We start from the raw sequence: 10,015 nt of genomic DNA, 5'->3' as shown, positions 1-10,015 counted from the left end.
TGGCGATGGCGATGGCGGTAGCGGCGCGGTTGCGGTGTTCATGAGGGCCTCCGGTGATGGCTTTGCACCGGCGACATCCTAGTCACTACCCTGTCAAGGGATCACGCACGTTTGCCGGAACTACACGTTGTACTCGCCGCGGAGCTGTCCGAAGGTCCCGCGTTCGCCACCCGCGGCACAACCGCCGAATGGCGCCAGCATGTCGGTGCCCTGTGCATTGGCAATTCACGCCTGACCTTTGGCGTTTCGGTCGCCTTCGCCGCGCCGCTGCTGCACCTGATCGGCGCCGAGTCGGGAGGTTTCCATCTGCGCGGAACCAGTACCGACGCCAGCTCGTCCGGCAAGACCACCATTCAGCGCGCCGCCGGGTCCGTCTGCGGATCGCCCGAATACCTGCAACGCTGGCGAGCCACCGACAACAGCCTAGAGTCGCTAGCCGAGCTGCATAACGATGCCATGCTGCCGCTTGATGAACTGGGACAAATGGAGCCAAAGGCCGCCGGAGAAGTCGCCTATATGCTGGCGAACGGCACCGGCAAGGCCCGAGCCGGCCGCAACGGCGACGCGCGCCCAGTCAAACGCTGGCGACTGTTGTTCCTATCGTCCGGCGAGATCGGCCTAAGCGAGCACATGGCTAGCGCCAACAAGCGAACCCGAGCCGGTCAAGAGGTCCGCATGGCCGAAATCCCGGCCGATGCTGGCGCGGGTCATGGTTGCTTTGAGCACCTTCACGCCGAGCCTGACGGCGCCGCCTTCGCCCTTCGCCTGACCGATGCTGCCGCGACCTACTACGGCGCCCCCTTCGTTGCCTACATCGAGGCCCTGATTGCTCAACGCGCCGAGCTTCCGGCCCTCATCAAACAGCACCGCGACAGCTTCACCGCCGCCGCCCTGGCAGACATCCCGAACCTACCCGGTCAAGTTCGCCGTGTCGCCGCCCGCTTCGGCCTGGTCGCCGTTGGAGGCGAGCTAGCCACCGCCGCCGGCCTGACCGGCTGGCCCGCTGGCGCCGCCCGCGATGCCGCCCTGGTCTGCTTCCGAGCTTGGTTAGACGCCCGAGGCGGAGCCATTCCCGCCGAAGAGCGCGAGCTGATTGCTCAAGTCCGACATTGGTTTGAGCAGCATAGCAACCGGCTAAGGTGGAAGAACCGAGCCTTAGATGATCATGCCCCCGAAGTCCCCCGGCAAGCCGGATACAAAGACGATCCGGCCGACTGCGCCGGAGGTCTGATCTACTACGTTTTCCGCGAGACCTTCGCCCGCGAGATCGTAGAAGGCCACAACCCCAACGATGCCGCGCGACTGCTGATCCGCCGCGGCATCCTGCAACCCGGCGACGGCAACCGACCGACTCAAAAGGTCCGACTCCCCGGCTTCGCCAATCCCCAGCGCGTCTATGTCTTCCGCTCCGATCTAGAGCAGCCAGAGCCCGAGCCCGACGCCCAACCCGGCGAGCAGTCATCCGACGCACCGCCCCAGGCTACCGACGCCGCGCCCGCGTTCTAAGGCCCCGCCTGATGGACCTGGAAGCCCTAAGCCGTATCTTCGGCGACCCAACGCCCAAGCCACCAACCAACGCGCCCGAGCCGGCCGCAGCATCAACCGATCACACCGCGGCCCATCCCCAGGCTAGCGCGCCGCCATCCAACAAGTCAGCAAGCCAGCATGTCATCAAGAAAGCAAGACAACATGCAAACATTGAAGCCCGCGAAGAGCGCGCCGCGATCATGGAATATGACGGCGGTCTATCCCGAGTTGAAGCCGAAGCCGCGGCCGCCCGGCTGCACCCTGACCCGATCGCCGAACCAGCCACCCCCACCGCAAGCACCCAACAACAGCCGAGCCCCGTAGCAAACCCGCCGGCATCAACCGCGATCGACCCCGCCGGCCCCTGGTTCGGCTACACCCGCGCCGATCTCGCCGCCATCGAGCCCGACCTATGGCCCGAGATCGAGCACCAACCCGAAACCCTGCAAGCCTTCGCCCGTGCCCTGAGCGAGAACCCCGAGGCCCCACAACCCGGAGCAACATCACGGCACAAAACAAAGCACCACCGAGCACCGACACCATGAGCCACAAGCACAAGAAGCGCCAACGCCAGCGAGCGCGCGCCCAAGACACCACCCAAACAGCCCGCGCGACACTTGCCGCTAGTCCTTTACTGCAACAGATCGCCGAGCACTTCACCCCCGAAGACGGCGCCGCCGAAGATGCCGCGAGCGAGAGCGACGCCCGATTCTTCGAGCATTACCCCGCGATCCGATTTCGCCGCCGCCCGCCCCTTGGAAGCGAAGGCCGCGCCGCGACGCCACCCGGTCAACACCTAGCCGCCGTCATCGTCTACCAGATCGCCCCCGGTCTACGCGTCCGACAACTGATCTTTGCTCCCTTACCGCCCGACCGAGCCAGGCACTAGCCGCCCGCCGCCGCCCGGTTGAGGCGCCGAGAGGCTATTCTTGCGCTTGCTAGACCGACGCCGCCGCCTGAGCCTACAGTGAAGAGAATCCCCGCCGAGCATCGGCATCGAGGCCCTACTGATCCCGCTGGAGCTGGTGCAGCCTGAGCACCGGCATCAAGCCCCCGCTGATCCTGCTGGCCCTGGTGCAACCGAACCGAGCCCCGGCACTGGCTGAGATTCCATAGCCCACATCCACCATCCAGAAACAAGCCCAGACCCAATAGGCCCTAAGCTATAGGACTTGGGTCCTTCCTGAAGCATTCGCCTACGCGGGTATTTGGCGCCCCGGTTTCTCGGGGAATTTCCCATAGGCAACAGCCACCAATAGTTCTGTTCTTATAGATTTTGCCGATGGTTGCCGAGAGATCAAAGCCTGAGCCGAGTACCGGCATCGAGCCGGGTCGATCCCGTTAACCCTGGTACAGCCGAGCGTCGGCCGCGCCGCCCTGCCGCCATCGCCACCGATCGGCCCGCATCGAGCGAGGCGCCAGCACCCGAACACCCCCCTTAATCGGCGCCCGTTGACCGCCCTCCAACAGCCGAAAATTACCGCCCGGCACGCTTCGCCCGTAGGTCATCGCACCACAGCGTAAAGTTGTCCCCAATGTCCCCACCCTGTCCCCATCAAGTGGGGACAGAGGAAAACGCTCTAAGGTTCTGTTTTAAATCGCTTTGTTAGACCTGTCCCCAGTGTCCCCAGTGTCCCCAGCCGTTTTACATGACTCAGCAAAAAAACCTGTAGTGTCCCCTAGTCCCCACCAACCCCCTGTGTGTTGTCCAGTAATACACATATACATATACGACTCCTGTGGGTACACCGTCCCTGCACCCCTATCGTCTACAGCTATTTTCTGCTGAGTGCTGCAAAATAGCTGGGGACACTGGGGACATTGGGGACAAATCGGAAACCGCTTATAGATCAGAGCCTTAAAGCCGCCGAGCTGTCCCCAGCACATGGGGACGCACTGGGGACATTGGGGACAAATCTACCGCCTGTTACTACTGCTTACGGCAACCCGAGCCAAACCACCGGAACAAGGCCAAAATCCGCCGCGTCTGCCGGCCGATCTGGCGCCCCCACAAGCACCCGAGCCAAGCGCCAGCGACCACCAGCACCGAGCAGCAACCTTGCCGAGCTGGTGCAGCCAAAGCCCAGCAAGACCACGCGCAAGGAACCCCGCGCCCTGCCGGCCGCAACCGCGAGATTTGAGAACACCCGAGCACCGGCATCGAGCCCCTGCTGATCCTGCTGGCCCCAGTGCAGTCCGAGCACCGGCATCACCTGCATGTCGAAGAGCACCTTCATCGAGAAGCTGCTGATCTCCACCAACAGTTCAGCCAGAACCCGACATCGAGCCCCTGCTGATCCTGTTGGCCCTGGTGCAGTCCGAGCACCGGCATCACCTGCATGTCGAAGAGCACCTTCATCGAGAAGCTGCTGATCTCCACCAACAGTTCAGCCAGAACCCAACATCGAGCCCCTGCTGATCCTGCTGGCCCTGGTGCAGTTCGAGCACCGGCATCACCTGCATGTCGAAGAGCACCTTCATCGAGAAGCTGCTGATCTCCACCAACAGTTCAGCCAGAACCCAACATCGAGCCCCTGCTGATCCTGTTGGCCCTGGTGCAGTCCGAGCACCGGCATCACCTGCATGTCGAAGAGCACCTTCATCGAGAAGCTGCTGATCTCCACCAACAGTTCAGCCAGAACCCAACATCGAGCCCCTGCTGATCCTGTTGGCCCTGGTACAGCCAGAGCACCGGCATCACCTACATGTCGAAGAAGCACCTCCTTGCTGAGCTGGTACAGCCAGAGCACCGAGATCAAGCCCCTGCTGATCCTGTTGGCCCTGGTACAGCCAGAGCACCGGCATCGAGCCCCTGCTGATCCTGTTGGCCCTGGTACAGCCAGAGCACCGGCATCGAGCCCCTGCTGATCCTGTTGGCCCTGGTACAGCCNNNNAGCCCCTGCTGATCCTGTTGGCCCTGGTACAGCCAGAGCACCGGCATCGAGCCCCTGCTGATCCTGTTGGCCCTGGTACAGCCAGAGCACCGGCATCGAGCCCCTGCTGATCCTGTTGGCCCTGGTACAGCCAGAGCACCGGCATCGAGCCCCTGCTGATCCGCGTCACCACGAAACCAATCCGCTTGGTGACTTTATGGTGACGCAAAGAAAAACGGGTTAGCCCCAATGAAGCTAACCCGTTGTTTTTAATGGAGCTGGCGGACGGATTCGAACCGACGACCTGCTGATTACAAATCAGCTGCTCTGCCAACTGAGCTACGCCAGCAATGCTCGGGGCGCAAACCTAAAATCCGAGCGGTTCTCGAGGGGCCGAAGACAGGATTTGCCTCTGTTTCAGACTCAGAGTTTAAGCGAGGTATGGCCTTGAACTCAATGCGAGGTTGCAGTTTGTTACGATTCGACGGCACTTTGGATTTTGCTGTACCAACGTCAGTCTCCCACTCCAGCACTCCGCGGGTACGCAGCAAAGGATAACTCCTTCGTGGAATATGATCACCCGGGACTAAACAATTCAGGCAAAGCGGGCAAGCCCCATCAGTACCAGGTCGGGTTGCAGATGGATAGTTCTGCGGAGCAATGGCACCAAGCGATCCGCGTCGCCGCCGGTGATGATCAGGCGCGGTATCTTTCCCGTTTCTTGCTGCAGGGCGCTTCTAAGGCGCTCGGCGAGGGCAGCGGGGGCTTGGAGGCTGGCGGCGGAAATCGCCGGGCCTGTGTCGGCGCCCCAGGGAGTGTAATGATCCTGGGCTTGGTGCGGGGGCAAGCGAGTCCCTTGCAGCAGGCTCTCGCGCAGCATGGCGATGCCGGGCAAGATCTGCCCCCCTCGATGTCGACCGTCGGCGAGCAGTGCGTCGAAGGTGATCGCCGTACCGGCATCAATGACCAGGGTTGCGCAGCCTTGCTCGGGTGTCTGCGGCGACTCCGAATCATGGAGGGGTTTTGTTGCTATCACGGCAGTGACAGATTTCGGCTCTGCTCGCACCGGATCAGGCTCAGCGTTCGCCAACAGTTCGGGCCGCTCAGCGAGCCATTGGGCGCCGATCAAGGCCAAGAAGCGATCGACACCGAGCCGCGCTGGCTCCTGGTAGGCAACTTGAATACCCCAAGCTGCGGCTTGGGATTCGATGCGCTCAAGGGGGCATTGCCAGTAGGCCGCCGTGGCGGAGCTGACGGCATCGAGGACGGACGCCGGCCCAACACTCGCGACCAGCACGCCATCGACAGACTCGAGCTTCTCCCAGCTGGCCAGCACATCAATGGGTAGCGAGCCGAAATGCCGTGCGGCGACCATTGGCCCTGGCAATTCCGCATCCAGCAGAGCCCACTTTAGGCTGGTGTTACCAATCTCTACCAGCAGTTTCATAGAGGTCGCCAGCCGTGCCTGCAGCATTCAGGATACAAGGCGGACAGCGGGTCGTGCTCACGCCACTGAAGTCTCATGTGCGCTGATGTCCGGCACTCACTGATGTCGAGCGCTCAAACTGGTGGTCTTCAACTCGCCCGCTTCGGCAAGCCATTGACGCAGCCGGTTGGCGTCGCCAATCGGCGTAAGCTTGCCTTGGGCGTTGAGAAAGATGGCGTAGACACGGCGATCTTCGATCACGGCCTGCATCACCAGGCAGCGCCCTGCCTCATTAAGGTAACCGGTTTTGGATAACTCTACGGTCCAGCGTTCGTCGCGGGTCAGCGGATTGGTGTTGCGGTACTGTAGCGGACCACGTCCGGGATGTGGGCTGATGTCGACCTCGCCGGTGGAAGTGATCTCGCGGATTAAGGGGTAGCGTGCGGCGGCGTTGAGCAGACGCACCAAGTCCTCGGCTGTCGATTGGTTGCCGCCATCGAGACCGCTCGCATCGGCAAATTGGGTGTCGTGCATCGCAAGCGATTGCGCCTTCTCGTTCATCGCCGCGACAAAGGCAGGCGTACCACCGGCAAAAGTGGTGCGTCCAAGGGCCGCAGCGGCACGGTTGTCAGAGGACATGAGGGCCGTTCGCAAGAGGTCAGCCCGTGACAGCTTGGCCTCGTCGATACGCAATCGCGAACGGCTCCAGCGCAGTCGGTCCCGATCGGCCTCAGTAATGGTGATTCGGTCATCGAGCGGGACATCGGCATCGATGACCACCATCGCTGTCATCAGCTTGGTGATCGAGGCGATCGGACGAATCTCGGTTGGATTGCGCTCGAACAGCCGATTACCTTCGTGATCAATGATCAACGCGGTTCCAGATTGGATCTCAGGACCAGCCGCATGCGCGTTCAGCGCAACTAGCAGCAACAAGGCAAGCACGGGTTTGCTGCGCCAGCTCGAGTATCGAGAAGACATCTCAGAACTTTTCCGTAGGTATCGGTTTCACACAGGAGATCAAAAGGTCGATCAAAAGGCTGATCAAAAAACAGTATGGCACATTTTTCGATCGATCAATGTTGCGTTTCCGGCAGGCAAGTGCTGCAGCACATTGTGCCTAACGGGGGCGTAAGAATGGCGATGCCGAAAGCAAAAAGCCCCGCCGAAGCGGGGCTTTCTAGGCGTGCCAGCCAGTAGCAGCCTACCGACGGTAGAGGCTAGATGGCGGCATCACATCGCCGGGCTTATGGGCTTACATCATGCCCATGCCGCCCATGTCGCCCATGCCACCGCCACCCGGCATCGCCGGCTCGTCCTTCGGCTCCTCGGCCACCATGGCCTCGGTGGTGATCATCAGTGCAGCGATCGACGCGGCGTTCTGCAGTGCGGTACGGGTCACCTTGGTTGGGTCCAGGATACCCATGTCGACCAGGTCGCCGTACTCGCCGGTGGCGGCATTGTAGCCGTAGTTGCCATCGCCCTCGGCCACCTTGTTCAACACGACCGAAGCTTCGTCACCGGCATTCATGACGATCTGACGCAGCGGCTCTTCCATCGCCCGCAGTGCGATCTTGATACCGGCATCCTGATCGTGATTGATCCCCGTCAGACCGCGGATCTTGTTCAGCGTGCGCACTAGCGCAACACCACCACCGGCAACGATGCCCTCTTCCACCGCAGCACGGGTGGCGTGCAGGGCGTCTTCGACGCGTGCCTTCTTCTCCTTCATCTCGACTTCGGTCGCGGCGCCGACCTTGATCACTGCCACGCCACCAGCCAGCTTGGCCAGACGCTCTTGCAGCTTCTCGCGGTCGTAGTCAGAGGTGGTCTCCTCGACCTGGGCGCGGATCTGGTCGCAACGACCCTTGATCTCGGAGTCGGAGCCGGCGCCATCGATGATGGTGGTCTCGTCCTTGCTGATCTGCACGCGCTTGGCCGAGCCGAGCTCGTTCAGGGTCGCCTTCTCCAGCGATAGACCGACCTCTTCAGCGATCACGGTACCGCCGGTGAGGATGGCGATGTCTTGCAGCATGGCCTTGCGACGATCGCCGAAGCCTGGCGCCTTGACCGCGCAGACCTTGATGATGCCGCGGATGCTGTTGACCACCAGGGTGGCCAGGGCCTCACCCTCGATGTCCTCGGCGACGATCATCAGCGGACGACCGGCCTTGGCGACGGCTTCAAGCACGGGCAGCAGATCACGGATGTTGGAGATCTTCTTGTCGTGCAGCAGGATGAAGGGGTCTTCCAGCTCAGCGGTCTGGCTCTGCTGGTTGTTGATGAAGTAGGGCGACAGATAGCCGCGGTCGAACTGCATCCCCTCGACGACGTCGAGTTCATTGTGCAGCGACTTGCCTTCTTCAACCGTGATCACGCCTTCCTTGCCGACCTTCTCCATGGCCTCGGCGATGATCTCGCCGATCGAGTCGTCGGAGTTGGCAGAGATGGTGCCGACCTGGGCGATCTCCTTGTTGTTCGAGCAGGGCTTGGACAGCTCTTTCAGCTGGCCAACAGCCGCTTCAACCGCCTTATCAATGCCGCGCTTCAGGTCCATCGGGTTCATGCCAGCGGCCACCGCCTTCATGCCCTCGCGCACCATGGCCTGAGCTAGCACGGTCGCAGTGGTGGTGCCGTCGCCGGCGATATCGCTGGTCTGCGAGGCCACTTCCTTAACCATCTGCGCGCCCATGTTCTCGAACTTATCGGAAAGCTCGATCTCCTTGGCGACACTGACGCCGTCTTTGGTCACAGTCGGGGCGCCGAAGGACTTCTCCAGCACCACGTTGCGACCCTTCGGGCCCAGGGTGACCTTGACGGCATTGGCCAGGATGTTCACACCCTCGACCATGCGGTTGCGGGCGTCTAGGCCGAACTTGACTTCTTTTGCGCTCATCGCGTTGTTTCCTCGATCAAATCTGTGTGGTGTCGAACGAATCTATTGGGCTAGTCTATCTGGCTAGTCCATCTAGCTAGTCTATCCGGCTAGGGATGCAGCGAACCTGAGGTTCAGCCCTCGACGACGCCCATGACGTCTTCTTCGCGCATCACCAGCAACTCCTCACCGTCGAGCTTGACCTCGGTGCCGGAGTACTTACCAAACAGCACCTTGTCGCCGACCTTTACGTCGAGGCCGCGGGTGTCGCCGTTATCCATGATCTTGCCGTTGCCGACAGCGATGACCTCGCCCTGGATCGGCTTTTCAGTCGCCGAATCAGGGATCACGATACCCCCAGCGGAGGTGCGCTCTTCTTCCATGCGACGGACCACGATGCGGTCATGCAAGGGACGAATCTTCATGAGTGGGAGTCCTCAGGGCTTAAAGTTGACTGTTGGGATGGTGAACCGGGACGGGCTCTGCCCCGACGCCGGCGTCGAACTGTTGGTGCTGCCCACAACCAACCGTTGCGGTCGGGTGTTAGCACTCATCTCGAGCGAGTGCTAATAATAGGCGGCATCTGCCGTGTGTCAAGGGGGAGTTGAACTTTTTGCGCAAACCAGCCATCGGCTTCAACCATGGCCTAACGCACAACCTCGCATGTCACCGATAGCCCCTCATGCCATCGAAGCAAGCCGTCCCTCAAGCCGAGCCTCAGTCGTCGCGGCGCCACTCGCCCTCGATGGTGCGTCGGGTCGAGCGCTCCTCGCGTACGATGACCTCAGGCTGAACCGGCACCAGATCGACGTATCGACGGATCAATGCATGGCGAACCGGCGGCATCAGCAGCGCAAAGCCCACCGCATCGGTGATGAACCCAGGCAACATCAGCGCAAAGCCGCAGATTAAGAGCACGGCGCCATCGAGAAGCTCTAACGCCGGCGTCTCGCCGCGGTCCAGCATCGCGCGCACCCGCATCAACACCGTCACACCCTGCATGCGCACCAAATAACCACCGACAACCGCAGTCAGGACCGACAGCAGAATGGTCGGCAGCGCACCGATGACCGATCCGACCTGGATCAGGAAGTACAGCTCGATCAGTGGTGCAAAGACGAACAAAAGAAGGAAAATCCACATAACTCGGGTCTCGCTTATAACGCGCCTGGCATGGCTCGCCTGACATGGCTCGGCCGACGCAATGACCCGGACGTTTGTCCGGATTTGTCTGATTCAAACCGCCACAGCCTCGACGCTCGGTTTCCGTCCTGAACGCCATGATGCGCACAACTCCGTGCTGATCTACCAACG

The 10,015-nt window shown here is 61.5% G+C and carries 12 protein-coding genes and 1 tRNA gene; 3 read left to right on the top strand and 10 right to left on the bottom strand.

Going from position 1 to position 10,015, the window contains the following annotated elements; all coding sequences use genetic code 11:
• The first annotated feature begins 111 nt into the window (after positions 1 to 111).
• From CCR96_RS00050 to CCR96_RS00040, 3 genes are read left to right on the top strand one after another with little or no spacing between them, the layout of a single operon-like run.
• On the top strand, positions 112 to 1,506 hold the full coding sequence (locus CCR96_RS00050; RefSeq protein ID WP_201214997.1) for a DUF927 domain-containing protein: 1,395 nt from the start codon (positions 112 to 114) through the stop codon (positions 1,504 to 1,506).
• Between the two features lie 11 nt (positions 1,507 to 1,517).
• A complete protein-coding gene (locus tag CCR96_RS00045) occupies positions 1,518 to 2,072 on the top strand; it encodes a hypothetical protein (protein WP_201214996.1) in 555 nt (184 codons plus the stop codon).
• The gene (locus CCR96_RS00040; protein WP_201214995.1) at positions 2,069 to 2,416 is read left to right on the top strand and encodes a hypothetical protein; all 348 of its coding nucleotides are present in this window, start codon (positions 2,069 to 2,071) and stop codon (positions 2,414 to 2,416) included. The genes CCR96_RS00045 and CCR96_RS00040 overlap by 4 nt, the downstream gene beginning before the upstream one ends.
• A gap of 1,048 nt (positions 2,417 to 3,464) precedes the next feature.
• Here CCR96_RS00040 and CCR96_RS00035 read toward each other — a convergent pair.
• The 10 genes from CCR96_RS00035 to CCR96_RS00005 all read right to left on the bottom strand — a co-directional run bounded on the left by CCR96_RS00035 (position 3,465) and on the right by CCR96_RS00005 (position 9,826).
• Entirely contained in the window at positions 3,465 to 3,764 is a 300-nt protein-coding gene (locus tag CCR96_RS00035) for a hypothetical protein (protein ID WP_201214994.1), read from the bottom strand.
• Positions 3,761 to 3,886 (bottom strand): hypothetical protein, encoded by a 126-nt coding sequence (locus CCR96_RS24960; protein ID WP_274601044.1) that lies wholly within the window; start codon positions 3,884 to 3,886, stop codon positions 3,761 to 3,763. Before CCR96_RS24960 ends, CCR96_RS00035 begins: the two co-directional genes overlap by 4 nt.
• Positions 3,883 to 4,008 (bottom strand): hypothetical protein, encoded by a 126-nt coding sequence (locus CCR96_RS24955; protein WP_274601045.1) that lies wholly within the window; start codon positions 4,006 to 4,008, stop codon positions 3,883 to 3,885. Before CCR96_RS24955 ends, CCR96_RS24960 begins: the two co-directional genes overlap by 4 nt.
• A complete protein-coding gene (locus CCR96_RS24950) occupies positions 4,005 to 4,130 on the bottom strand; it encodes a hypothetical protein (RefSeq protein WP_274601044.1) in 126 nt (41 codons plus the stop codon). The genes CCR96_RS24955 and CCR96_RS24950 overlap by 4 nt, the downstream gene beginning before the upstream one ends.
• Positions 4,131 to 4,673: 543 nt before the next feature.
• Positions 4,674 to 4,749 (bottom strand) — tRNA-Thr (locus tag CCR96_RS00030).
• 246 nt (positions 4,750 to 4,995) lie between these two features.
• Positions 4,996 to 5,847: a type III pantothenate kinase gene (locus CCR96_RS00025; RefSeq protein WP_201214993.1), complete on the bottom strand. Its 852-nt coding sequence runs from the start codon at positions 5,845 to 5,847 to the stop codon at positions 4,996 to 4,998.
• A 96-nt stretch (positions 5,848 to 5,943) separates the two neighbouring features.
• Complete coding sequence (locus tag CCR96_RS00020) at positions 5,944 to 6,807, bottom strand: serine hydrolase (protein ID WP_201214992.1); 864 nt, start codon at positions 6,805 to 6,807, stop codon at positions 5,944 to 5,946.
• Between the two features lie 274 nt (positions 6,808 to 7,081).
• Positions 7,082 to 8,722 (bottom strand): chaperonin GroEL, encoded by a 1,641-nt coding sequence (gene groL / locus CCR96_RS00015; protein ID WP_201214991.1) that lies wholly within the window; start codon positions 8,720 to 8,722, stop codon positions 7,082 to 7,084.
• A gap of 113 nt (positions 8,723 to 8,835) precedes the next feature.
• The gene (gene groES, locus CCR96_RS00010; RefSeq protein WP_201214990.1) at positions 8,836 to 9,126 is read right to left on the bottom strand and encodes a co-chaperone GroES; all 291 of its coding nucleotides are present in this window, start codon (positions 9,124 to 9,126) and stop codon (positions 8,836 to 8,838) included.
• 292 nt (positions 9,127 to 9,418) lie between these two features.
• A complete protein-coding gene (locus CCR96_RS00005; RefSeq protein ID WP_338035784.1) occupies positions 9,419 to 9,826 on the bottom strand; it encodes an FxsA family protein in 408 nt (135 codons plus the stop codon).
• Positions 9,827 to 10,015: the final 189 nt, after the last annotated feature.

This window comes from Halochromatium roseum, assembly GCF_016653315.1.
GTDB lineage: Bacteria > Pseudomonadota > Gammaproteobacteria > Chromatiales > Chromatiaceae > Lamprobacter > Lamprobacter roseus.
Note: the sequence above shows the minus strand (reverse complement) of the source record. Positions and strands in the feature narration are given on the sequence as shown.

Bases quoted from the DNA above. Each gene is read 5' to 3' on its own strand.
- CCR96_RS00045 (WP_201214996.1), top strand. From the start codon at position 1,518: ATGGACCTGGAAGCCCTAAGCCGTATCTTCGGCGACCCAACGCCCAAG.
- CCR96_RS00040 (WP_201214995.1), top strand. From the start codon at position 2,069: ATGAGCCACAAGCACAAGAAGCGCCAACGCCAGCGAGCGCGCGCCCAA.
- CCR96_RS00035 (WP_201214994.1), bottom strand. From the start codon at position 3,764: ATGAAGGTGCTCTTCGACATGCAGGTGATGCCGGTGCTCGGACTGCAC.
- CCR96_RS24960 (WP_274601044.1), bottom strand. From the start codon at position 3,886: ATGAAGGTGCTCTTCGACATGCAGGTGATGCCGGTGCTCGGACTGCAC.
- CCR96_RS24955 (WP_274601045.1), bottom strand. From the start codon at position 4,008: ATGAAGGTGCTCTTCGACATGCAGGTGATGCCGGTGCTCGAACTGCAC.
- CCR96_RS24950 (WP_274601044.1), bottom strand. From the start codon at position 4,130: ATGAAGGTGCTCTTCGACATGCAGGTGATGCCGGTGCTCGGACTGCAC.
- CCR96_RS00025 (WP_201214993.1), bottom strand. From the start codon at position 5,847: ATGAAACTGCTGGTAGAGATTGGTAACACCAGCCTAAAGTGGGCTCTG.
- CCR96_RS00020 (WP_201214992.1), bottom strand. From the start codon at position 6,807: ATGTCTTCTCGATACTCGAGCTGGCGCAGCAAACCCGTGCTTGCCTTG.
- groL (WP_201214991.1), bottom strand. From the start codon at position 8,722: ATGAGCGCAAAAGAAGTCAAGTTCGGCCTAGACGCCCGCAACCGCATG.
- groES (WP_201214990.1), bottom strand. From the start codon at position 9,126: ATGAAGATTCGTCCCTTGCATGACCGCATCGTGGTCCGTCGCATGGAA.